The organism is Gilliamella sp. wkB171, from assembly GCF_001693755.1.
GTDB lineage: Bacteria > Pseudomonadota > Gammaproteobacteria > Enterobacterales > Orbaceae > Gilliamella > Gilliamella apicola_F.
In genome coordinates, this window is record NZ_LYST01000043.1 from 217,907 (window position 1) to 244,102 (window position 26,196).

Annotated in this window: 17 protein-coding genes and 5 tRNA genes; 9 read left to right on the plus strand and 13 right to left on the minus strand. The window is 34.6% G+C overall.

The window, feature by feature from the left end; all coding sequences use genetic code 11:
* Positions 1-151: 151 nt before the first annotated feature.
* On the minus strand, positions 152-2,644 hold the full coding sequence (locus A9G03_RS07050; protein ID WP_143425829.1) for a class I adenylate cyclase: 2,493 nt from the start codon (positions 2,642-2,644) through the stop codon (positions 152-154).
* A gap of 89 nt (positions 2,645-2,733) precedes the next feature.
* Here A9G03_RS07050 and A9G03_RS07055 point away from each other — a divergent pair, with 89 nt between their 5' ends.
* The 5 genes from A9G03_RS07055 (at position 2,734) to A9G03_RS07075 (ending at position 6,269) form a co-directional block, all read left to right on the plus strand.
* Complete coding sequence (locus A9G03_RS07055) at positions 2,734-3,351, plus strand: NUDIX hydrolase (RefSeq protein ID WP_065798805.1); 618 nt, start codon at positions 2,734-2,736, stop codon at positions 3,349-3,351.
* Positions 3,352-3,702: 351 nt separating this feature from the next.
* A complete protein-coding gene (locus tag A9G03_RS07060; RefSeq protein WP_065634370.1) occupies positions 3,703-4,503 on the plus strand; it encodes a YdgH/BhsA/McbA-like domain containing protein in 801 nt (266 codons plus the stop codon).
* 967 nt (positions 4,504-5,470) lie between these two features.
* Complete coding sequence (locus tag A9G03_RS07065; protein WP_065798806.1) at positions 5,471-5,710, plus strand: hypothetical protein; 240 nt, start codon at positions 5,471-5,473, stop codon at positions 5,708-5,710.
* A gap of 105 nt (positions 5,711-5,815) precedes the next feature.
* The gene (locus A9G03_RS07070) at positions 5,816-6,085 is read left to right on the plus strand and encodes a hypothetical protein (protein ID WP_065798807.1); all 270 of its coding nucleotides are present in this window, start codon (positions 5,816-5,818) and stop codon (positions 6,083-6,085) included.
* Positions 6,078-6,269, plus strand: coding sequence for a hypothetical protein (locus A9G03_RS07075; RefSeq protein ID WP_065798808.1), 192 nt, complete (start codon positions 6,078-6,080; stop codon positions 6,267-6,269). Before A9G03_RS07070 ends, A9G03_RS07075 begins: the two co-directional genes overlap by 8 nt.
* 439 nt (positions 6,270-6,708) lie before the next feature.
* On the opposite strand, the gene A9G03_RS07080 is transcribed toward A9G03_RS07075, so the two are convergent.
* The 7 genes from A9G03_RS07080 to A9G03_RS07110 form a co-directional block, all read right to left on the minus strand.
* Positions 6,709-6,783, minus strand: a tRNA-Gln gene (locus A9G03_RS07080).
* Positions 6,784-6,805: 22 nt separating this feature from the next.
* Positions 6,806-6,890: transfer RNA gene (locus tag A9G03_RS07085), tRNA-Leu, on the minus strand.
* A gap of 77 nt (positions 6,891-6,967) precedes the next feature.
* Positions 6,968-7,042 (minus strand) — tRNA-Gln (locus tag A9G03_RS07090).
* A 26-nt stretch (positions 7,043-7,068) separates the two neighbouring features.
* A tRNA-Leu gene (locus tag A9G03_RS07095) sits at positions 7,069-7,153 on the minus strand.
* 37 nt (positions 7,154-7,190) lie between these two features.
* Positions 7,191-7,267, minus strand: a tRNA-Met gene (locus A9G03_RS07100).
* A gap of 117 nt (positions 7,268-7,384) precedes the next feature.
* Positions 7,385-8,482, minus strand: a complete 1,098-nt coding sequence (locus A9G03_RS07105) for a multifunctional CCA addition/repair protein (RefSeq protein WP_065798809.1) — start codon at positions 8,480-8,482, stop codon at positions 7,385-7,387.
* A complete protein-coding gene (locus A9G03_RS07110) occupies positions 8,483-9,094 on the minus strand; it encodes a TIGR04211 family SH3 domain-containing protein (protein ID WP_065634368.1) in 612 nt (203 codons plus the stop codon). It lies immediately after the preceding gene.
* 229 nt (positions 9,095-9,323) lie between these two features.
* On the opposite strand from A9G03_RS07110, the gene A9G03_RS07115 reads away from it, so the two are divergent.
* Both A9G03_RS07115 and A9G03_RS07120 read left to right on the plus strand, forming a co-directional pair.
* Complete coding sequence (locus A9G03_RS07115) at positions 9,324-11,441, plus strand: alpha-galactosidase (RefSeq protein ID WP_065798810.1); 2,118 nt, start codon at positions 9,324-9,326, stop codon at positions 11,439-11,441.
* 331 nt (positions 11,442-11,772) lie between these two features.
* A complete protein-coding gene (locus A9G03_RS07120; RefSeq protein ID WP_065634366.1) occupies positions 11,773-12,777 on the plus strand; it encodes a substrate-binding domain-containing protein in 1,005 nt (334 codons plus the stop codon).
* A gap of 154 nt (positions 12,778-12,931) precedes the next feature.
* Here the strand turns inward: A9G03_RS07120 and A9G03_RS07125 are convergent, their stop codons facing one another.
* On the minus strand, positions 12,932-14,671 hold the full coding sequence (locus A9G03_RS07125; RefSeq protein ID WP_081297520.1) for a carbohydrate porin: 1,740 nt from the start codon (positions 14,669-14,671) through the stop codon (positions 12,932-12,934).
* Positions 14,672-15,107: 436 nt separating this feature from the next.
* Here A9G03_RS07125 and A9G03_RS07130 point away from each other — a divergent pair, with 436 nt between their 5' ends.
* Positions 15,108-18,191 (plus strand): beta-galactosidase, encoded by a 3,084-nt coding sequence (locus A9G03_RS07130; protein WP_065798811.1) that lies wholly within the window; start codon positions 15,108-15,110, stop codon positions 18,189-18,191.
* A gap of 148 nt (positions 18,192-18,339) precedes the next feature.
* On the opposite strand, the gene recB is transcribed toward A9G03_RS07130, so the two are convergent.
* From recB to A9G03_RS07145, 3 genes are read right to left on the minus strand one after another with little or no spacing between them, the layout of a single operon-like run.
* Positions 18,340-21,810, minus strand: a complete 3,471-nt coding sequence (recB, locus tag A9G03_RS07135) for an exodeoxyribonuclease V subunit beta (RefSeq protein WP_065798812.1) — start codon at positions 21,808-21,810, stop codon at positions 18,340-18,342.
* On the minus strand, positions 21,789-22,232 hold the full coding sequence (gene sixA, locus A9G03_RS07140; protein WP_179854749.1) for a phosphohistidine phosphatase SixA: 444 nt from the start codon (positions 22,230-22,232) through the stop codon (positions 21,789-21,791). Before sixA ends, recB begins: the two co-directional genes overlap by 22 nt.
* A 24-nt stretch (positions 22,233-22,256) precedes the next feature.
* On the minus strand, positions 22,257-22,553 hold the full coding sequence (locus A9G03_RS07145; protein WP_065634362.1) for a YfcZ/YiiS family protein: 297 nt from the start codon (positions 22,551-22,553) through the stop codon (positions 22,257-22,259).
* 246 nt (positions 22,554-22,799) lie between these two features.
* On the opposite strand from A9G03_RS07145, the gene A9G03_RS07150 reads away from it, so the two are divergent.
* Positions 22,800-24,194, plus strand: a complete 1,395-nt coding sequence (locus A9G03_RS07150; protein ID WP_065798814.1) for an MFS transporter — start codon at positions 22,800-22,802, stop codon at positions 24,192-24,194.
* A gap of 39 nt (positions 24,195-24,233) precedes the next feature.
* Here the strand turns inward: A9G03_RS07150 and A9G03_RS07155 are convergent, their stop codons facing one another.
* Positions 24,234-26,003 (minus strand): DEAD/DEAH family ATP-dependent RNA helicase, encoded by a 1,770-nt coding sequence (locus tag A9G03_RS07155; RefSeq protein WP_065798815.1) that lies wholly within the window; start codon positions 26,001-26,003, stop codon positions 24,234-24,236.
* Between the last annotated feature and the right edge of the window lie 193 nt (positions 26,004-26,196).

Sequence of the window (26,196 nt, forward strand, 5' to 3'; positions counted from 1 at the left end):
AAACAGTTAGATTCTTAAATTTTAAAAAAGTTCCCACATTTTAATAGAAATTTTAAAAATTTACCTATTAAAATTACTTTTTTACTCTTTCTTATACTAAAACGTAATGTATATCTCAATTTTTTTTACATTAATTTTTAATTGGGATCAATTAATTTAATAAAAAGATCTCACGATCCCCATTTTCGTTATAGGTAATTTGATAAAATTGCGGAAGGTTAAAATTAACAGAGCTGCTTGTAGTAAAAGTAAAGCGATCATCAGATAAAACATAAAAATCGTTGATTGCTTTGACCATATTTTCTTTATTACCATTACAATTGCGATAGATCTCGATCTGATTATGTTCATTTAAAATATACAGATCAAAACCTGTTTGGGTATCTTCAAAAAAGAATTGTATGATGCCTTGATAAGCTACACTGTCAATTTCTTTTGGGAGTTCATTGGTTTCATCTAGAATGTTTAAAGGTCTACCTTGAACTTTGTTATTCGATACCGCACCATAGAAGTCGATAGCATTTTCAAACTGATGGAATGAAACACCTAAACGTTCAAAGAATAAATACCAAGATGCCCCATCAATTCTTAATGGTTTAACTTGAGTCGAATTATTGATAGTGGTTGTTAAACGTAATTCGACACAATCATCCATTAATTTTTTGATCTGTTTTTTAATTTCAACACTAAAATATTTACTATAACAAAAAATTTCCATTGAATTGGGTAAATCAGCATCTTTATGCATTCGGTTTAGTAATGCTTTTATGGCTTCAAGGACACATAATGTACCACTAAAGTGCAAAACGCGAATTTCATTCCATGAGTTGCGATAAAGCAAATCAACCGAACCTACTAAACTTAACTCTTTTTTACCGTAATTTAATATATTAGTATTAATTTCGTGATCTAATTCACATTGGGTAGTTGGATCGTTTTCTAAATTTAAGATGATCGCTAAATGTCGGATTTCACATGGGCCATACAATTGCTCTTCAGTTGCTGCTGGCACATCAATAGGAAAATATTGTTTTAGGTCATCAATAAATTTGGTTATTTTTGCTTTATCCCGATCCTCGCCATCGTGATAATAAAACTCAGTAGAGTCCGAGATTAAACGATTAAAGTAACACCAACTCACTAACTTAACTAAATACTTACTATATTCTAAGTATTGGTGACCAATAATTTGATCCAATATTGGTTTTTGCTTATAAACATACCATCCAGCTCGATTTATTCTATCTTCTTTAACATGAATAAAGGTTAACGCCTCTTCTTGTAAATTATGCGAAATATTAAGCTTTAATGTGGTTATTTTTCCCGGTAATACTTCAAATGAAGCATACAATTTACGTGTTAATATTGCTAAGTCTTGAGGACTAATTAAGGAATCCAAATTATTACGGCGACCAAAATTAAGTAAGTTACGATACCCCGTCATCATAGTTTGTAGTAAAACTTCGTGTATTTCACGAACTTGTTCTATTTTCCAAGTATGGCTGGTATCGAGTTTAGCAAAACATTGTTTATCCCATTTCCATTGCTTCACCAAATCTTCAAGCACTTTACGACGCCACGATGGCGTAGAATTTGCAATAGATAACTTTTCATTAACTTTGAGGTAAAAGCACGTTCTTACTAATTTTAATCTTGGAAAATCTTTAATTTCAATTAGATAGTTGCTGATGCGTTGCAATAACATATAGTAAGAATCAAGATAACACCCTTCATCGCTTTTAAATGTTTGTATAAAATCGCGCATTTGATAAGCAATAGGTTTATTTTCTGGATATATCCACGAATATGCTTCAAGTAATAATGTCTTTAATACCGCTTTAAAAGGTGAATCAATACTTTTATAAAGTTGCCACAAGCTGGCGCCAAAATATTCCTCTGCCGATAATCCTGTTAAAGGGCCAAAATCGATCCATTGATCGCGTTCAATTATTTTTTGTTCAACTAATGCTTCAATACATTTTTCATAGCTAGGATAGGTTGTATTATTCACGGTTAAATTTGCGGGCACAGCGAACCATAATAATAGTTTTCCAGCAAGTAAATTAGCTGATCGATAAAACTCTTCCAATAATAATATATGTTGAGCTGAACCACAGTTTTCGCCCATTAAACATTCATGATGTTGATTAATAAAACGATCTACATCAACAACAAATAATGTTAATTTTATCCCAAGCTCTTTTGCCCATTGTTCAATCAATCGGCATTTTTTTTGTAATGACGATTTTCTAACTGCTGATAAATTATTTTCAATACAAATCCAGATATCAAGATCTGACGTTACTGACTGGCCGATAGAGCAAGTACTGCCCATTGAATATAATGCGGAAATATCTGCTTTATTTAATGTTTGTGGAAGATTAAAATTAAATTCATTTTTTAACTGAGCAAAAACTTCATCAGAACCTTGATAACAAGCAATGCCCATCGGAGTGTCTTCATTTAAATAGCCAGGCAAAGCAGGATGATGAAAATGAAAAAGCGCTGGCAACAATGTAAAAACACGTTGGAACTCTAAGGACATACCATCGAGTGCTCTTTTATGTTTTAGTAAAGCAAGATCTTTAAGTTCTTTTTTTATGTTGTTAATATAATATTGCATGACATTATTAAGGTGAACCACGTGTACTACTAACAAACAACTTCAATCTATCATGTTCTTATTATAACGTAAATACAGCGTAAATTTAAAAACAAAACTAAATAAATATTATGATCACAACTGAACAGATAGCTAACTTATTGAAAACAGGTAAGATAGCAAACAAAATTAATCAAAAAGCAGCAGTTTTGATACCGCTTGTTAAGGTCAATAATCAATTGCATTTACTGTTCCAAGTCCGATCGAAAACATTAAAATGGCAACCTGGTGATATCTGCTTTCCAGGTGGGCGAGTAGAGCTAGGCGATATTAATCCGGAATATACAGCAAAACGTGAAACTTGCGAAGAATTAGGTATTTTACCCACACAAATAACTATTTTAGGAAAATTACCTAAATTTATCGCAAATTTTGCTATGACTATTTACCCTTTTGTCGGTGAAATCAAATCAATAGATAACTTGATCCTTAATCCTGATGAAGTTGAAGAAGTTTTTACCGTACCGCTTAATTGGTTTATGAACAACAGACCTAGTCAAGCTACCATCGAAGTTGGTCATAAATTTGGCAACGACTTTCCTTTTCATTTATTGCCTAATCGTCCTCAAAAATGGCAGAAAAGATCAGAACATTTAGTTTACTTTTATCAATATAAAAATTATATTATTTGGGGATTAACAGCTCAAATATTGAATAATTTTATTCATCAAATTCATGTAGTTGTTTAAATTTCAAAAATAACCAAGTAATTCAAAAAGTTGTTATATCGTTAAAATTAACTATCGTTAGCAATTTGTTGCATTTTTAGCAAAAAGTGCTATGAAGTTTTATTTTCCACTATAAATCTCTTGAGAATTATCATAAAATTCATACATATATAGGAAAGAAAAAAGCTATTTTATAATTATTAAGTGAAAAAGCTTTATGTCTAAACGCATTTAGTAATAAGTAGATTGAGACATAATTCTATAGAGTACCTGATATTTCATTTGCTCTATAAGTGATGTCATGAATCTGCAAATTAAAAAAAGCGTTAAATTTAATTCTAATTTCAATAAATAAAAATGAAGGAAATTATCATGAAACGTTTAAAAAAATCATCTGTTGCATTAGCACTATTGCTATCATTACCAGTTGCAAGCTTGTATGCAGCAGAACCACTAACAGCTAAAGAAAGTAGTAATTTAATCCCACTTAAAGAAATCTCAGTAACAGGTAAATATTTACAAGCAGATAATGCGGCTAGTGATATTTCTCGTGCAGCTGATGAAGCAGGCGCTAAATACTATCATATTAAATCAATTGAAAGTGCTACAACTAGTGATTCAGCTGATCAAGCAATCGTTTATGCTGATATTTATCAATCAAAAGAACCTGTTGCAGTTAAAAAAGAAGAAGTGACTCAAAATGGTGTTGTTGTTTATCCTCGTGCGAAAGCGCTTTACTACTTACCATTTGAAGTGATTAAATTTAAAGGTAATTACAATAACACTTCAGATATTATGAATGCAGCAAGTAAATTAGCAGCAGAAAAAAATGCTTATGCTTTCTATGTGTATTCAATTGCACCTGCTGATGTAAAAAATCAAGCACAAGATATTGATGTTGCATTATACAAAAAAGATGCTGTAGCAAGAGATTTCATCGTGACTAAAGCAATTGAAGGTGAAGACGCTTACGAAATCAGCAGCGATGCATTCAAAAAAATGAAACCATATGACACTATTAGTTTCCACGGTTCATTCAACAATACAGCTGAAATCAGTGCTGCAGCTCAAAAACAAGCAATTGCTAATGGTGCACATTTCTATTATGTGAAAGAAGTATCAGCAAATGCAAAAGGCACTTCACAAACTGTATATGTAAACTTATATAAATAATAAGTTATAGTCCATACGTTTTCCACATGCTATATAAATTATGCATGTGGGATACGTCTAACACAAAAAATAACTATCAAAATTTCAATATCTTTATATTCTAACAAATCGAAAACTTATTTTTTATCAACAGATTTTATTGCCACTTTATTGCACAGTCTAAATATTCAATTGATTTGAGCGTATTACACAATCTCTTATTTAGCTTTTTAATTTAAAGATAAGACAATACAGTTAGATTCATAGGTTAATTTATATATTGTTTAATTTCACTTAAACTTTAGATGTTCAAACAAACCATTTATTTAACGAGATACGCCCTACTTTTACCACTCTTGAACCATGCTAATTTAATACAGGACTCAACCATAATAAAAGAAACTTTATTTATTTTGATACACCATGATAATAAATCAATATTATCAATTATTAAAAATTCAATCGAAAGAATAACTATGTTAATTTTGTTTGAACGTCATCCAACCGTTTATCCTAACAAACAATTGATAATTGAAATTTCACTGTAACTTATCCAAGTGATACTCCAGCAATTTGCTTGAAAACTCTCTAATTCGACAGAAAATTGTTGCCGGCAACCATAAGAACTTTAATGGATAACTGATTTACTATTGATTCACCTTACCAAGTAACCAATCAAGCTTGCAATAGTTAGCCAATAAATAACATTTTTAATGATTACACAAGATAGAAAATAAAATTCAGACATTCAAATATCAAGCTCTATAGCCCAGTATAAACGATACTATAACCAATTTATAAAAATGCCCCCCAGACTAACTACAACTTATTAAGTTACACAGTTAACTTTCGGCTTAAACTGACAATTCGCACATACTGCGCTTTGAGCTGGGGAATAATAAAAAAGATTTTTTCGTTCGAAATAATCATTTATTTATTCATCAAACGAAAGGGTGTAAATATGTGACTACTACATATGGCAAAAAAAATGGTCAAACACGGAGCAAAAATTGCGTTACCGCCGAATCTAACTTTAAATGAAGTTAATATGAGCATTGAAGATGCGATTTTGAATTGTGGCGGCAATGAATGCTTTATCGAAGTAAATGGTAAGCCGGTCCAATACTGGCGGCTTAATCGTAATTTTTGTCAATTATGTGATACAATTTTCCCCGCAAAATATTGGGAAGACTATGACCCGCCAATTTTTTTGAAATATGCTCACTAGCTGAACGATTATACCGAGATCAGGAAGTTAATACAACACAAGTATTGCTGGTGGGGCACAAATATCGTAGCACAACCGTTTATACAATGATTTAAGGGGCAGAGGATGGCATCACCTGACAATTTAAAAACATATAGAGTTTATGTGATAAAACAACGAAAAGGCGGGAGTGAAATACTCCTTCACACTCGTACAAATACGACTAATTTTGATGTTGCAAAAATGGCATTTTGGCAATTATACAATCAAGATTTTGATAACAAACATTTGCTACTAATGACGTGTAATAGTAAAAAAATTAATGTATATCGCTTTCAATCAAAAGTGGGGGACGATTGCTATATCAATATAGATTCGGAGTTAAATTATGAATAGAGAAAGACAACGCAAAAATGAGCAAGCATATAGAGACAGGAATGCGGGACGTCCTCGACTGGCTGGTACATATTTAACAGAAGATGAGAGCGCACTATTAAAAGAGTTGGCGGCAATTTGTGGTACTCAGAAAGCGGCAATATTTGAAGGTCTAAAACTTTTAAAAGAAAAATTAAAAAAGTAAAATAATTGTTGACTAGCGGCGCGCCATTATATTTTATATCCAGAGTTAAGAAACAACTCGACTGACTCGGCAGATTCTGGGGTGTAAAAAGGTAAACAATTATAAAAAATTTAAATTTTCACATTACATTTCAAGAATGGCTCTTAACGGTATTTTAATCGCGGTATATTGTAATAAAGATGAATCAATTCATAAGCTAGTTGCGGAAAAAGATGGTATGAAAATTGCCGTGTATTCCCGATAGAGGTATTATTCCTTTTTTACATGCGGCTTCAATGTGTGGAATTGACTTTCTTTAAAAGCTAATAAACAAGGCCGGTTATTCCGGTCTTTTTTCTGACCAAGAAAGCCCACAGCCATTTTACCGCCATAAGCTATAGTTGCTATAATTAACCATGCAATTATATACGTTTAACTCAGTGTTTTATAAAAAATTTAGTGGCTGGGGTACAAGGATTCGAACCTTGGAATGGCGGAATCAGAATCCGCTGCCTTACCGCTTGGCTATACCCCACTATAATGTGAAAAATTATATCTGGTACGGGTAGTGAGATTTGAACTCGCACACCTTTCGGAACTAGAACCTGAATCTAGCGCGTCTACCAATTCCGCCATACCCGCATATGAATAATTTAGCAATCGATATGATTAACAATAAAATATAAAAGAGTGAGATATCAAAAATATGCAGATTGGAATGGCTGGGGTACCAGGATTCGAACCTGGGAGTGGCGGGATCAAAACCCGCTGCCTTACCGCTTGGCTATACCCCAATAAAGGATAGATACTAAGATTAAAATGGTGCGGGTGGAGAGACTTGAACTCACACACCTTGCGGCGCCAGAACCTAAATCTGGTGCGTCTACCAATTTCGCCACACCCGCACTGTATACTTCCGGTAAAAGTACAACTTAATCTTAATGGTGGCTACGACGGGATTCGAACCTGTGACCCCATCATTATGAGTGATGTGCTCTAACCAACTGAGCTACGTAGCCATCTCATTCGCAACGTCATAACCAACACTGCGAGGCGCATTATGCTTGTCTTAAGCCAAATCGTCAACCCTTTTTTTTAGATATTTTGAAAAAAAATGACGATTGATTAAGATGCAATCAAAAGCAGTCTAATAACGCTTCAATTCGCCTTTTTTGTAATTCATTATTAATAGCTTTACCGGTAAAACCATCTGCAATAATATTTTGCACATTAACACTATTGGCAACATTATAAGCTTCATTTAAGTAATGAGCTTGCAAAAATGGCTCTTTTGAACAATATGCATGGCTTGCAATAATTAATTGTTCAAGATGTTGTGGATTACGCCATACGTCAATACTGTTTAGTAAATGAATAATCTGCTCTGCCGTCAACTGCTTTATATCTTCAACAACTTTACCATATTGCTGAGCCATAACAGCTATCTTCAAAAAACTTGTGGGGGATTTTATTTTTTGACATAACAATTCAACACTTTGCTTCGTTGGCATCTGAGCACATAATATTGCAAAGCGAACCGTTAATAGCTCAGTTAATTCAACAGATCTAGCTAATGCATCAATAACATTTTGTGACAATATTAATTGCGGAAATAATACAGCAAGCGCACCACATTGGTTGAGTACTTGAAAATAGACTTGTGGATGCTGTGTCGATAATGCTTTTTCTGTCTCTTTCCAAATGCGTTCAGGCGTTAAATATGACACCTCACCAGCAGCCACCATTTCTTTCATCAAAATTAACGTTTCCGGCGCTATTTTAAATCCTAAATGGTGATAGCGAGCAGCAAAGCGAGCAATGCGTAATATCCTTAATGGATCTTCCCTAAAAGCCAAAGACACATGACGTAGTATTTTATTATGAAGATCACTCACACCATTATAGGGATCGACAATATGTCCTTGCTCATCCATCGCTATCGCATTGATTGTTAAGTCGCGACGAATAAGATCTTGCTCTAAGGTAATATTTGCCCCAAAATCACAAATAAAACCAGTATAACCGTTACCTGACTTACGTTCAGTACGCGCTAGTGCATATTCTTCTTTAGTTGTGGGATGTAAAAATACAGGAAAATCTTTACCAACTTGTTGGTAACCTAAAGCAAGGAGCTGATCGGGTGTTGCACCAACAACAACCCAATCATGGTCGACGACAGGTAATCCTAATAATCTATCCCGAACACTGCCGCCAACAAGATAGATCTTAGACATTTAACGCATCCAACGGTCTTTTCTACGGCGTGGCATAATTAACGGTAAAATTAAACCTAAAATTAAACCACCACCAGCCACAAGACCGCCATAGGTGAACCAAGTAATAATCAGATCACGGCGTTTGTCATCCACTTGATTGAGCATTGACTCAAGTTGACTATTTTGCTGTTTAAGTTTGTTTTCAAGCTCAGTATTTTTATTTTGTAAAGACTCAATTAATGTATTTGCATCTTGCAATTTTTGCACATATTGATTAGCCACATCTTGTTGGGACTGATCGGCATTATCAGCTTTACTTTTGTACTGAGCAAGTTCAGATTCTAGAGATGGCAGTCGCTCTTTGCAACTCGGTTGATCATTAAGTTTACTTGTTTCAATCCATGCAACACTACCATTGCTGACTTGAATCTTGGTATATTTACCATCACTATTTTTTTCAAGTTCAATGACTTTTTCGCCCGCTTTTGCTGAATTTGAATAAGCATATTGCGCTCCCGGCCCTCGACGTAAGTAAACATCAACATCATCAGTGACATATTTGTCTACACCATAAGCGTTGAAAATACAACTTAAGAAAGAAACTACAGCAATAATATTATGTTTTTTCATGATATTTAATCTATTCACCCACAATTAGTTCATAATAGCATAAAAAATGAATTTTTCGCATAATCATTTCATAATATATCTTACTTACGCGGAGTCAATAATTTTCAAAAAATGAAAACGATTACATTTTATGAGATCTTAATCACAAAATAAAAAATTAATGATATCCTTCTAGTTAAATTATCATTACTGTATAAGAATTGTTTTAGTAATCAATATTGGAGAACACATGAATTACCATCTTGGCAACAGCAAATTAGATATAATTTTACGCACGCAACCTTATGCTGAAATCTGTTATTTTGGAAAACGATTACAAACTTTAAATATCGACTCTATCGATATGCTTAACCCTGCCGTGCCTAATTCACGTCTAGATATTAATGTACCATTCACACTTTGTCCTGAAGAGGGTTTAGGCAACTTCAGCACACCGGGTCTTGAGGGTCATCGAAATGGCAAAGATTGGTCTCCAGTATTTATCACTAAAGAAGTCAAAAAAGACAATAACAATATCACTATTATTAGTGAAGATGAGATTGCCAAGCTCCGTTTAACTAGCCAACTCATATTAGATGAAAGTGGTGTTTTGCAATGTCAAAATAGCCTCACCAATTTAGCAGAGCAACCTTATCAAGTTAATCGTTTGTCAGTAACCTTACCTATACCTGAACGTGCGCAAGAGTTAATGGCATTTAATGGTCGGTGGATTAAAGAATTTTTTCCACATCGAACTAAAATTGAACATTGCGGATACTTACAAGAAAATCGCCGAGGAAGAACTTCACATGAATATTTTCCTGGAATGATTGTAGGTACAAGCGGTTTTAAGGAACAAACAGGAGAAGTATGGGGAATCCATTTAGGTTGGAGCGGAAACCACCGCATACAAGTAGCCGTCAAAAGTAATGGAAAACGTTTTATTCAAGCCGAAGCACTTTACCTTGCGGGTGAAATATCTTTAGCTAAAGGAGAAACAGTAAGTACACCATGGTTATATGCAACCTATAGTGATCAAGGTTTAAATAAAATGAGTCAGCACTTTCATCAATTTTTAAGGACTACTATTATTAAGTTCCCTGCTCATAAACCACGCCCTGTTCATCTTAATACTTGGGAAGGCATCTTTTTTGATCATAATCCCGATTATATTATGAAAATGGCGACACAAGCTGCTCAAATTGGTGTTGAACGATTTATTATTGATGATGGCTGGTTTGGCCATCGCGATGATGACTATCAAGGCTTAGGGGATTGGTATCTTGATGAGCGCAAATATCCAAATGGTTTAGAACCAATAATTAAACATGTTAAAGACCTTGGTATGGAATTTGGTATCTGGGTTGAACCTGAAATGATTAACAAAAACTCTAATCTATATCGTGCCCATCCTGACTGGCTATTAGAACTACAAGGTTATCAACAACCTGAAGGTCGTCATCAATATGTACTAGACTTACAAAATCCAAATGTTTTTGACTATTTGCTCGAAAGATTAACCTGGTTACTTGGAAGTTACGATATAGACTATATAAAATGGGATATGAATAGAGAAATCGTACAAGCTGGTCATAATGGTCATCCAGCTATAGTTAGCCAAACTAAAGCTGTTTATCGATTACTCGATATTTTGCAAAAAAAATTCCCGAATGTCGAAATTGAATCTTGCTCATCTGGCGGTGGTCGCATTGATTATGAAATCTTAAAACGTACACAACGTTTTTGGGCATCGGATTCCAACGATGCTTTAGATAGACAAATCATTCAACGCGGCATGAGTTATTTTTTCCCACCTGAAGTAATGGGAGCCCATATTGGTGGAGCACTATGCCATACCACATATAGGCAAATTAATATGAATTTACGTGGTTTAACTGCACTATTTGGCCATATGGGGGTAGAACTCGATCCGGTAAAAGAATCACAACAAGAAAAACTATCATTTGCTAATTACATAAAATTACATAAACAATTACGTCCATTGCTCCATTCAGGCAATTTTATTCGTTTAGATGTTGATGATAGTCAAGCCATGCAGAGTTATGGTGTTGTTAGCCAAGACCAAACTGAGGCCGCTTTTATAGTCGCACAACTTATTTTACCGACTTATGCTTTGAGTGGTAATTTACGTTTAGAGGGTTTATTAACAGATAAGGATTATCAGATTGAAATTCTCGACATGCCCAATAATATTGATCCTAAAGTGAATGGACATGTCATGAAAGCCCTACCTAATTGGATGGTAAAAAGCACAACGTTATCGGGTGATTGGTTAATGAATATTGGGTTACCCCTACCAGTACTAGATCCCGCAACTGCAATGCTGATCAAGATCACATCGGTATAAATTGTTTAGCAAAGAGACTGAATTTTTTAGCGACTCAGGAGGGATTTCAACAGCATAAATCCCTCTTAGTTAATATATTTAAACTGAATCGATTCGACAAACCAGAGAGCAATTGGCAAAAGCAAAATTTTCTCGTATTATAATGCGTTGGCTCATATATTCAGAGTATTACATACTGAATTCACTTAAAGATTTTAAGTACAGGATTCCTCCCAAACTGCGAGCCCTTTTGCTTGAATCATTGGTAATCTTACAAAACTCTATATGGACAAACATAAAGTATCAAATATGGATATAAATAATTAGTAGTAATCAATTAAAAGGTAGTTTTATGGCGACAATAAAAGATGTTGCACGATTAGCCAAAGTTTCAGTGGCAACAGTATCTCGTGTTATTAATAATGCAAACAATGTTAGCGAAAATACACGTGAAATTGTAAAAAAAGCTATGGAAAAATTAAATTACTATCCTGATGCCAATGCTCGCGCGTTATCCCAACAAAATTCAAATACCATAGGCATTGTTGTTGCCGATGTTTCCGACCCTTTTTTTGGTGAGATGGTAAGTACCGTTGACAAAGTAGCTCATCGAACAGGCAATTTTTTATTAATCGGAAATGGCTATCATCAACATGATCAAGAATATAATGCAATAACCCAACTCATCGAACATCGCTGCTCATCATTAGTTGTTCATGCTAAGGTTTTGCCCGACAGTATATTAAAAAAATTAATGCAACAAGTACCAGGAATGGTATTAATCAATCGCGTAGTTAGCGGCTTTGAAAAACGGTGTATTGCACTCGACGATCGTTATGGCTCCTACTTAGCGGTGAAACATTTAATTCAACATGGACATCTTAAAATTGGTTATTTATGTTCAAACCATGATATCTCAGATGCATCTGACCGTTTGCAAGGCTATAAAGATGCTTTAGCTGAATATAATATCGAGCTTGATGAAAAACTTATAGCTTTTGCCTCACCTAACGAAATCGGCGGCGAACAAGCAATGATGACATTACTCGAACGCAATCGTCAAATTACCGCAATAGCTTGTTATAATGACTCTATGGCGGCTGGTGCAATGTCAGTGTTATATGATAATGATATAAAAATTCCAACCGACATTTCTATTATAGGTTTTGATGATTTACTTCTTGCTCGGTACTTACACCCTAAATTAACAACTATACGTTATCCATTACAAACTATGGCAGAACAAGCTGCTGAACTAGCATTAAAACTAGCTAAAGGTGAAGCGCCACCCGCTAATTTAGTTAATATATTTATACCTACGCTAACTAAACGTTATTCTGTCAATTTAATCAAATAACATGATTATTAACGACCAATAACATCTTTGTTTATTAAAACTATCAAAAATAGAGGATAATCACTACTTATCTGAGCTTAATTAATGATTTTTAATGCATAATATTAGCTCAGATAATCGTATTGTATTATCCCTCTAGATTAAAAGATATTAGCTAAAACCACACCTCTGTTTGTACCCCAAAACTAATTTGGTGATTCTTACCATTAAAATCAAACTTACTAATATCATTTTGCAATGATTCAATATATGAAACATAGAAACGAATATCAGGTCTAGAAGATAAAATACTTTGTCCGACTTTGAAAGAATGATAAAGCGTTGTTTTATAACCTTCCTCAACATAAGTTTTACTATTGGTTTTATTTTTCTGTCTAAAATAGCCTAGCTCAACACCACTCTGATTATAGGTATCCCATATATATGCAGGTCTTACCGCTGATTTAAAACTAGAAAAATCAGTATGAGCACGATGTAGATCATAAGAATAAACATCATTACCCGTAGTTAGCGCCAATGCATGGGCAACAATAACATTATCAGCTAAATAAGCTTCACCTTCAGAAACCAAGCGATAAGCTTTACCACCAGTATGTTCACCAATATAATCATTATCAGCATTAGCTGCAAACTCTGGATTATTAGTATTAATGTTGGCTAATTGTGAAGCAACTGAATTTGTCGCTGCTTGTAGTGTAAACTGATTAAATCCACCAAAAAATTCATTCTGACGTAAGACAAAACTACCAAGCCATGCATTTTTGACTTCTACATTGTCTTGAATTTTGGATTTATTCGGTGCTGAATAACGTGCATTTATGCCAAACAGAGCATCTTTCCACAATGGAATGTTATGATAACGTAATTCGATTTCATTAAGATCAACGTCCTCTTTTTTATGTCGGGTAATCTGATTACCATTTTCATCAACACCAACCACATCAGCTTTTTTACTTTTTACATTCACATCAGCTCGAACTAAAGCTAAATCAAGCACACCAACACCAACGGCAAGATTTTCAATCCCTACCCCACCACCAGCAGGTGTTTTTTGCGTTTTCCAGTCAAGCATCTGAATTTCGTTGTAAGGTAATGAGTGCTTACCAATCCATAATGTTGCATCAGGGAAACGAGGTACAAATCCTTTAGTAGCTAAATAAATATCAGAGAATTGCATAATATTATCATCTTGGATATTAAATAAACCCGCAGCCTTATTGGTTGCCACATTCCCATCAATCATGACAATAGCATCGACTCTACGCCCATCTTGATCATAAACTTTTTGTTTAAAAATAAGATCATACCAACCGCCATATTCATTACCGAATCGACCTAACGCACCTTCAGCATAATTTTTAGGTTTACCATTATTTGATGTTGACCATCCACCACGGAAATAACCGTTATAAGAAAACCCAATTTCATCTTTAATATAATCTTTAAATTCAGATAGGGTAAAAGATTTTTTTGCAGAACTACCTTCGTCTGATGAGGAAGAAGTTTTAGCATCATTAACTAACACGATTTGATTATCACTTACGTTATTATTTGTATTAATTTGTGGTGAACTAGCCGATTTTTTAGAATTGGTGAGTGAGGCTGTCTGATTTTTTAATTGTCTTTGTTGATTGTTAATAACGACTTGTTGTTTTTGAATATTATTATTTAATTGAGCAATTTGCTTGTTTGACTCAACAACTTGCTTTTTTAAATCCGCTGAGTCTTTACTGATCTCCAGTAACTTCTGCTCTAAAATTGTTATCCTTGCTTCTAACTCTTCTGACGTTGCGGCCATAACATTTGGCAAATAACATAAACTTAACATCGCAATTAACGCAATTCGTTTTAGTTTGGATATGACTTTTACAACCTTATTTGTTAAATATTTCATTTTTACCTACTCATTATTTTATAAAACATAATGAAGCCTCGTAAATTCGAGGCAAAAAAAAACCTAAAGAATAGCTTTTTATGGCTATTCTTTAGGTTTTGCCCGTTATACAGCGGTAACAATCCTTTGAAGAATAATTATCGTTTTTTAATATAACAAATAAAAATAATGATAAATAAATTAAATGTCTAAGCTGTGACCTATATCACAGTAATATTCATCTATTTATATGCAAAAGGGGATGTAATCGAAAATCACAAACAAAAAATACACACAAATCTATCCATTTAAAAAAAAGATGTATTCGGTTACATGAATGTTACCTAGATCACTGTTTTAAATCACCTGTTACTTATAATCTATAACAATTAATGCTCATGCCATTAACTACGATCAATAAAAAATAGTGGTTAACAGAACAGTAAATGGAGAATATATGACCCCTTCTTTCAATGAAATAATTAACCGCCATGATTGGAATAACTTATCTGTGTTAAGTATGAATAGACTCGATACGCATGCTAAATTTCACAGTTGGCGAGATAAACAGAGCGCTAAAAACAATCTGAAATCAGACACCATTATGTCACTAAATGGCGATTGGTTTTTTAGCTATTACAATAGCCCAGATCAAGTACCAGAATCATGGTTAAAAAATGAGTTAGCCAAAACAACTATTGCTGTTCCATCTAATTGGCAATTGCAGGGTTATGATAAACCGGTTTATACCAATATACGCTATCCCTTTCCTTATAATCCACCTTTTGTACCTGAGCAAAATCCCACAGGCTGTTATTCTCGCTATGTCAATATTACTCAACAATGGCTGGCGCAAGGAAATACCAGAATTATATTCGATGGTGTCAGCTCAGCGTTTCATCTTTGGTGTAATGGTCAATGGGTTGGTTACTCTCAAGATAGTCGTATTGCGGCAGAATTTGATTTAACCCCTTTTTTAAAGGCCGGTGAAAATCGCATTGCTGTATTAGTATTAAAGTGGTGCGATGGTAGTTATCTTGAAGATCAAGATATGTGGCGATTGAGCGGTATCTTTCGCCAAGTCTGGTTATTAAATAAACCGAAATCACATTTACGTGACATAAAAATTCAAACCCAACTCGATGCACTTTATCAAAATGCCACGCTTTCACTACAGATTGATGTCAATCTTGATGGTGACACAGATTTATTCAATGTTGATATTGAATTATGGCAACAAAATAAATTAATGACTAAGCATTCTCAAAGCATTGGTACTGATGCTGTTGACGAAAAAGGCGGATATCACGATCGCTTAGACTGCCATATACCAGTCACCAGCCCCAAATTATGGAGCGCGGAAACGCCGAATCTTTATCGTGTGGTTATCAGTTTATATCATAAACAAACAGGGTTGATAGAATCAGAAGCCTACAATGTCGGTTTTCGGACAGTCGAAATCAAACATGGTCAGCTTTGCTTAAATGGTAAAGCTCTACTCATAAAAGGGACGAACCGGCATGAATTTTATCCTGATATGGGGTATGCCGTAACAGAACAAGCGATGTTGCATGATATAAAACTCATCAAACAACACAATTTTAATGCAGTTAGATGTAGTCATTATCCTAATGATCCAAGATGGTATGAACTTTGTGACCAATATGGGCTGTATTTAGTGGATGAAGCCAATATTGAGTCACATGGTATGTTTCCTATGTCCCGTTTATCGGATGATCCTCGTTGGTTTGCAGCGTATAGCGAACGCGTCACGCGCATGGTACAACGTGATCGAAATCATCCCTCAATTATAATCTGGTCATTAGGAAATGAATCCGGTCATGGTGCTAATCATGATGCACTTTATGCTTGGATTAAAAGCAATGATCCAACGCGACCTGTACAATACGAAGGTGGTGGTGCTAATACAGCTGCTACCGATATCATTTGCCCTATGTATGCACGTGTTGAACAAGATCAACCGCATCCAACAGTCCCTAAATGGGCAATAACAAAATGGATTTCAATGCCTGATGAACACAGGCCACTGATTTTATGTGAATATGCTCATGCCATGGGTAATAGTTTAGGTGCGTTTTATAAGTATTGGCAAGCATTTAGGCAATACCCTCGTTTGCAAGGTGGATTTATTTGGGAATGGGCAGATCATGGTATTCGCTGTCAAACTCAAACGGGTGAAAGTTATTGGGCCTATGGTGGAGATTTTGGTGAAGCATATCATGATAGACAATTTTGCTTAGATGGATTAGTGTTTCCCGACCGCAAACCTCATCCTAGTTTAATCGAAGCTAAAAAATTACAGCAACCCTATCAATTTAAATTAATCAGTCAAAAACCATTAGTGATTGAGATAACCAGCGAGTATTTATTTCATCATACCAATCATGAGGTTTTACAATGGGAGTTATTAGTCGAGGGTAAAAAAAGGAAATACAGCAAAACCAAACTGGACATTAAAGCCAATAGCACAATAAAAATGGTTTTGTGTGATGATGTCGGTAATGATTTTAACTGTGAAGATTTGCATTTATTAGTCAAAATTATTCAAAGCAAAGCTACGCCATGGTCCGCTGCCGGACATCTTGTCGCATGGGAACAGTGGAAGTTAACCAACGCTTTTATTCCATCACTGACTTTTAATCAAGATAAAAGTTCGCTTAAATTAACCGAAAATCAGAATAATTATCTCATAAATTATAAAAATCAACGTTGGCAATTAACTAAAGCAACGGGTCGATTAGAACAATGGTTTAAAGGCAATAAGCCATTATTAGAATCGGCTTTTGCTGATCAATTTATTCGTGCACCAATTGATAATGATATTGGTATTAGTAGTGGTCTTGACAATAACCCTTATGCTTGGGTAGAAAAATGGAGGTCAGCTGGTTACTACGATTTAACGCATCAATGCTTAGGCATTGAGGTGAGCCAATCAATTAATAAAATTATCATCGAAGTTTTACATGGTTATTTTGTCAACAACCAAAAAGTGATTCAAAGTAAATGGTTATACCAATTTGATCAGCAAGGACAACTAACATTATCTGTACAAATTGATATTGCGAATAATATGCCACCGCCTGCACGTATAGGGTTAACATTTCAATTAAAACAGATACCAAAAAAGGTAAAATGGTTGGGTTTAGGCCCACACGAAAATTATCCAGATCGTAAAACGTCGGCAATCTTTAGTGACTGGTGTTTACCTTTCTCCCAACTTTACACGCCATATATTTTTCCTTGTGAAAATGGTTTACGTTGCGATGTAAAAAAATTACAACTCAATCAATTAACCGTTACTGGCCATGAATTTAAATTTAATATTAATCAATATGGTACAAAACAGTTAATGGAAAAATCACATCGGCATTTATTGCAACCAGAACACAGCGCTTATGTCAGCATTGATGCATTTCATATGGGAATTGGTGGTGATGATTCTTGGACCCCAAATGTCCATAAAGAATTTTTACTGACCAAAAAGCATTACAGTTATCAATTGGTTTTTAAATGTTCATAAAATTTAACTATTACTAACCAATAAGTCATACAGAAGGTATTATTCGATACCTTCTGTATTTCGTTTAGATATCCACATGTCAACATAAAAATCTGTCAAATTCTAAGGGAAAAAATAGCTTAAACCATCAAGTGCTAAGATTAACAGATTAAATTTTGAGATTATTATCACCGTCAAATAACTCATCAAGTTGCTCTATGAACTGCTTTGCTGGTTGGCAATAAAAAATCCCGTGTTCGGGCATACCCCGTAAGAAAAGATAATAAACACCACCAAAATGGTCTTGATATTGATAATTGGCTAAACGACTTTTTAAAAATCGATGTAATGCTAAACAATAGAGTTGATATTGTAATTCATAACGATGTTCACACATTACCTGCTCTAATGCAGGCTTTTGATAATAAGCGGCAGAATCACCTAACCAATTCGATTTATAATCAACAATATAATATTTACCTTCAAATTCAAACACTAAATCAATAAAACCTTTCAACATACCTTGTACTGTTTCAAAATCTAATTCTGGGCATTGTTTAGATAAAGGGTCATATTGTTTACATAAAGAGTCCAATTGCAAGCTAGACACCGCTTGACGAATAGGTAAATAAAATTGAAGCTCGTGAATACATTTTCCACTTAATAGTTGCGCTAATGTAAGCCCTTGCTGATTAAGTTTTGTGCTAAGCACGTGTTGCATCCAATTACTTACAACATCGGTCCAGACTGCCTCTAAATTGAGTTTTTTTATCATCTCATCACATAATTGAGCAATATTATTCGCTGCAACATTTTCCATCATTTTATGCATAAGCGTACCCACATAAGCACCTTTTGGAAAATGATGAATATCATATAATTGCTCTAACTGTTGCTCTTGATTATTTGATTGAGATTCATCCCAATCATCGAAGATATCATAATTAAATATTGAACTACCATTATGCTTTTGAAGTTCAGTATAACTTGTAACACGCCAACAATTCGAAAGCTTACGCTTAAATACATTCGCAGACAACGTGCTGTTTGCTGTTTTTGGTGAAATATACTGTTCACCGACTATAGGTAATTCAACCTCAATTAAGTTTGAAAATTTGGCTATCGACCTTAAATCATCATTTAAAAGATAATTAATCGCTGATTGATTTTTTTTCAAAGAAGCTAAACCAATACTACAGTGATAAACGGAGCGAGTCATTGCCACATACAGCAAACGTAAATCTTCTGCCAGATGTTCATCTTCAATTTGTTGCTTGATTTCATCGGTTAATAACCACGCATAGCTTGGCTGATAATCATTATTTTTATCGTGATAAAATTGGCTATTAGCAAGGCGATATTTAGCCGCAAATGGCAACCAAACTATTGGAAACTCTAACCCTTTAGATTTATGTATTGTGATAATTTTGACTAAATTTTCATCGCTTTCTAAACGTTGTTCGTGATTTTCTAAATTTAAATCAGGATTAACTATTTGCTTAGTCAACCAACGAACTAAAGCTGGTAAACTATCTAACTCATCAGCAGCTGCTTGTAGTAATTCCCCTAAATGCATGAAGTTAGTTAATATTCGTTCTCCATTCTGGCAAGCTAAAAGATTTTCAGCTAAGTGTCGCCGTTTCATCAAACGACGTAACATCACTAATACCCCATAGTGTTGCCAAATAATCTGATATTGTTTAAATTCCTCTACTAAATTTTCCCACTGATCTTGATCATCAATCAATTGCTCAAGTTCTGTCATGGTTTGACCTAATAACCTAGTCATTAACGCTAAACGTAATGCGGCCTCATTTTCTGGCATGAGTACAGCTTGCAATAGAGAAAGTACATCCTGTGCTTCGTTTGACGAAAATACGCTATTTCGACTGGATAAATAAACGCTTTTAACCCCATAAATCGCCAGTTTTTGTTGAATTATTTCAGCCTCTTGTCCAGTGCGCACTAAAATTGCAATATCGCTAGTAGTCACAGGGCGTTTGCCATCTTTATCACAGATGAATATTGAACTATCCGTTAACCATGAAACAATTTCTTTGGCACAACAATTCGCCATATGTTCTTGATAATCTGTAATTGTTGTTATAGTTTCAGGTAATAAATAAGTCGTTAAAGCATTTGCCTCTTGATCATTGATTATCAACGTTTTTTGATTATTTCTTGTTGCACTTTCCATAGGTAAAAAGGGAATGCGATCAAAAATAAAAGGATGTTGACGATTAGCGAATAACTGATTTACAGCCTTTACCATTTCAGAAGAAGATCGATGATTAACATACATGGTAAAATTGTTTTCACCTGCGGATTGTTTTGCTTTTAAATAAGTAAATATATCAGCGCCACGAAAGCTATAAATTGCTTGTTTGGGATCACCAATAAACAATAAACCTGTATCTACTCGCTGTTTATTATAAATACGATCAAAAATTTGATATTGTGCTGGATCGGTGTCTTGAAATTCATCGATTAAAGCAACACAATATTTTTTTGCAATACTTTGTGCTAATCGATGACCATTTTTAGCTTGCAAGGCCCTATTAAGTTGCCAGATAAGATCATTAAAACTCATCTCGGCACGTTTAATCTTTTGATAATAAATGCCTTTTTGTATAATTTTAACAATGTGCATCAAAATTTCATTGCGTAAATCCAGTTGGCTTGTATAAAGTTCTGCTATTTGCTCAAAAACTAAATGTCGGGGGGCCGTTTTATCGGCTTTTGTTTTTTCAATCAATACAACTTGACTAAACTTTTCAAGTTCAGCTGGTAACTTAAACGTCGTTGTTGGTGTTTGGCACCAAGCAGAAACTTTGGCAATCCAATTAGGTAAATAACGATTACTATAAGATTGTTTACTGACGCCTGACTGAATAATAATATCGGTTAATTCATTTACTGATTCTAACCAAGCCTTTTTTAACATTTCGATGTTGTGAAAATTTTGCTGATAAAAATCATTAATAATATTCACAAGATCGATATTGTCATCTGTGTTTTGGTTAAAATCAAAACCCAAATAAGGTTTAATACTAGCTAATAAGGCGTCTGGATCTTGCCAAGTTGCAAAAACTATCTGAGCAAGCGGTTTATTTAAAGGAATAAAATAATGACGCCAAAAATCTTGAGTAACTTGTAAGTGTAATTGCTGCTCATCAGTAATTAATTTTTGTTCAAAAAGTACACCCGATTCAAATGCATGACTAGTCAAGATCCGTTGACAGAAACTATGAATAGTATAAATAGCAGCATCATCCATTGATTGTTGGGCTTCAGTCAATTTTTGAATCGCAGCCTGAGGATCATCAATTAATTCAATCAATTGTTGATATATCGGATCTGAATGTTTACCTTGCAATAACCCTATTCTTAATTCTTGTATAGTTGCTCTAATACGTGAACGCAGCTCTTGCGTTGCCGCTTTAGTAAAGGTGACAACTAAAATTTGATTAATACTAAGTGGCTTGGGATAACTGTTTTTTCCTATGCCTAATAACAATCGCAAATAGATAAAGGCAAGTGAATAGGTTTTACCTGTTCCGGCCGAGGCTTCAATTAAGGTACGTCCGGTTAACGGTAAATCAAAAAGATTAAGTTTTTTTACTCCGCTTGATGAAACCATTCAAGATTTCCTGCGGTGCCAATTGAGTAGTTAATACATGCAATTGCAGCTGTTGGAAACATCGGTGGCGAAATATGAGGACAAAGCTCATTGACTAAATAGCCGACTAATGGAAGGTGTGAAACTATAATCACTTGCTTAACATCTTGTGATATGAGTGTCATTAAAAAATCAGCAATAGAAGCAGCACTTCCACCTGGTACCAAAAGCTTTTCTGTTTTTACTTTTAAAATAGGGATATGAGAGGATAGTTGGGCAAAAGTTTGTTCTGCTCGTAAATAAGGACTCACTAAACCTAAGTCAAATTTAAAGTGTTGCTGTTGAAGCCATTGACCTACTTGATTCGCTTGTTCGATGCCATAAGCAGTAAGCGGTCGACTTGCATCAGATGAAGCAGAAAACCCTGCTTCACCATGTCTCATAATACAAATTTTCATTAATGACAATTAACGTAATTTTAATTGGAAAATTAAGCACTCAGCGCCACAACAAAAAGTAAATTTGGCAGTTAATTTGAAACCATTTGCAACTTTGTCGATACTGCTATTAATTTCACATGGCTCAGTTGCTGCATCTTTTGCAGCTTGTGTTAATGATACTAATTTAGCTTGAGCTTCTGATTCTGTCGCAAAAACGTGTTCGTATTCTGCTGTGCAATCCTCATTATCGATAATTGTTCCAACATCAACACAACAACATGCTGGCGTTTCATTTGCTTTACATTTATTTAGTGAATCTGTCATCCTGTACCTCTATTAATCATTTAGTTTTGACATAGTATACTCTCAATCAAACTTAAGGGCAAAGTTCTAACATTTTTTTAACAACCTAATAACTAACGTAAAAAAACGTTTTTTATCAATCAAAAATAGAAGTTTATTTAAAGTAACCTTTGTAATTAATGGTTATTTATCAAAATAATTATTGTGTTAGCATTTTCTCTTTGTAATATATAATATTTGCAGTATTTATTTTTATTGGTGTTTTTTATGCAGCAAAGTAATAAAGTCCAGAAAATGGCAATTTTAGTCGCCGCAACATTTTTTATGGAAAATTTAGACGCGACAGTTATTACTACCGCTATTCCGAATATCGCAAAATCATTTTCAGTTAATCCTCAAGATATCTCAGTTGGAATTAGTGCCTATATGTTAGCCCTTACTATAGGTTTACCTGCAAGCGGTTGGTTGGCTAATCGTTTTACTGCGCATCGAATTTTTTCAATGTCGATTGTTTTGTTTATGTTAGCATCTTTACTATGTGCACTTTCAACTAATCTAACCATGTTTACTCTGGCAAGATTATGCCAAGGATTGGCAGGATCGTTAATGGTCCCTGTTGGCCGCACGGTAGTACTTAGCCGGACCGAAAAACAAAATTTAGTCAATACTATATCAATACTGGTATGGCCAGGATTAATCGCTCCGGTCATGGGACCTGTGATTGGCGGATTTTTTGCGCAATATCTAACATGGCATTGGATTTTCGTTTTGAATATTCCACTTGGATTTATTGCCCTTTTTTATGCATTCAAACTTTTACCAAAAGAACTACCGCAAATACGTGCATTTGATGGCATTGGTTTTGTTTTGTGTGGATTAGGTTTATTGCTCTTTGTTTATGGACTTGAAATGATTTCACATTCACAAAAGAGTATATGGATAAGCCTTTCAATTGTTTTGCTTGGCTGCGTAATTTTAACAATGGCATGTTATCACTTAACTCACATCACAAATCCTCTTATTAGCTTACAGGCGTTTTCTAAACGTACATTTAGAACCATGTTTTTTGGGGGATCCTTAATCCGAATCGCTTTAAGCAGTGCCCCATTTCTTTTACCTTTGATGTTTCAAGTTGGATTTGGATACTCACCATTAACAGCAGGTGCTTTATTGCTGGCGCTATTTGTTGGTAATATTCTTTTTAAATTGATCAATACACCGTTAATTCAACGATTTGGTTTCCGAAATATACTCATTATTAACGGAATAGTTTTATCAGCGAGTTTTATTTTATGTGCATTTTTTACAGAGCAAACCTCGATTATTACTATGATTATCGTTCTTTTCCTATCAGGAGGGGCACGATCAATCCAATTTACTACCTTAAATACGCTAGGCTTTTCTGAAATCGAAAAAAGTGAAGTTCAAAGTGCCAATATTTTATCTACTTTAGCACAGCAACTCAATAATGTTCTTGGAATTGTACTAGGAGCATTATTCTTATTTATTGCATCTTGTTACCATGATCATAATAAAACAGTGTTAAGTGTTGAAGACTTTCAATTTGCTTTATTGATGGTTGCAGGGCTGACAATCATTGCTATGATTGATTTTATTACACTACCTAAAAATGCTGGTGATAATGTGCGAGGAATAAAATAACCAAGAAAAGCCTCTGCCTTAAGGCAGAGGTTGATTTAATTAAAATTTTGGTGCTGACGAACGGCCTCGTTTTTTCGAAAATCCTTTATCATTCGACTCAGATTTACTATTTCTACGTCCACCACGTCTATTATCAGATGAAGCATTACTTACTAAACTCATTTTCATCGGTTGATTAAGCACTCTTACCTTTTCGAAGTGTTTAAGAATGTCTTGAGGCATACCTTTAGGTAATTCAACAGTTGAATAAGTTTCATAAAGTTTGATATTACCAATATAACGACTACTTATATCAGCTTCATTAGCAATAGCACCAACAATATGTCGAACTTCAACGCCATTCTCTTTACCAATTTCGATTCGATACATATCCATATCGCCAACATCACGGCGTTCTCGACGTTTTGGTGTTTCACGATTGTCACCGCGCAAACGACGCTCACCACTGCGATTATCACGATCGCGACTGTCACGAGATGGTTTTATCACTGGATCTGGTGGTAATATTAACGGGCGCTCGCCTTGAGCCATTTTTAAAATCGCAGTAGCAATCGTTTCTAAATCTGTATCACAGCTAGCTTGAATTTGTGATAAAAGTGCTTGATATTGGTTAAGATCTGAACTTTCTAACTGCTTTTGTACTTGCTCAGTAAATTTTGCTAAACGACGTTTTTCAATCAATTCTTTTGAAGGTAATGCGACTTCTGGAATTGGTTTTTTAATCGTTTGTTCAATGTTTTTAAGTAAACGGCGCTCACGGCTATCGACAAATAAAATCGCCCGTCCAGCACGACCTGCTCGACCGGTTCGCCCTATTCGATGAACATAAGATTCAGAATCTAGCGTAATATCATAGTTAATTACTAAACTAATACGTTCAACATCTAAACCACGTGCTGCAACATCGGTTGCAATAAGAATATCTAAACGACCATTTCTTAAACGATCAAGAGTTTGCTCTCGTAATTGCTGTGTCATATCACCATTTAATGCTGCGCAGCTATAACCATGTTTTTCAAGAACGTCGGCAACATCTAACGTCGCTGTTTTGGTTCTAACAAAAATGATTGCAGCATCAAAATCTTCAGCTTCTAGAAAACGAATGATTGCTTCGTTTTTACGCATCCCTCTGACTAACCAATAACTCTGATCAATATCAGGTGCGGTTTGATTAGTACCTTTAATTTGCACTTCTTTAGGATTTTGCATAAAACGTTTAGTAATGCGACGAATAGGTGCTGGCATTGTTGCTGAAAATAGTGCTGTTTGATGATTTTCAGGTATCGTTGCCATAATACTTTCAACATCATCAATAAAGCCCATTCTTAACATTTCGTCAGCTTCATCAAGCACCAAACCTTTAAGGTTAGACAGATCCAACGTTTTACGGTTTAAATGATCAAGTAATCGACCTGGTGTTCCAACTACAATTTGCGGGCCTTGTTTTAAAGCGCGTAATTGTACATCGTAACGTTGTCCACCATATAATGCTAAAACTTTTACGCCTTTCATATATTTTGCATATTCAGCACATGCATCGGCAACTTGAATAGCCAACTCGCGTGTTGGTGCTAAAACCAACAGTTGTGGTGCTTTTAAATTAGCATCAATATTCATTAAAAATGGGATAGAGAACGCTGCGGTTTTACCACTGCCTGTTTGTGCCATTCCTAATACATCGTTACCTGCTAACAATAAAGGAATACATTCAGCTTGAATCGGTGATGGTTTGCTAAAACCAAGATCATTTAATGCATTAAGGATATCCTCGGATAAACCAAGGTCAATAAAAGAAACTTCTTTTGTCATGTAAACTCGCTTATAAATTTTAGTATATCTAGACAGGTCTTTGCACTGTTAACAATATTAAGCACAACTTAATATTGGCAATGTGCCATGGCTAATTTAATAAAACCAAGAATAGATAAATTTATGCCAGCTCACTAAATTGAAAATTTACAACTCACCCCAATAACTAACTGCCAATATTAATACTATCGAT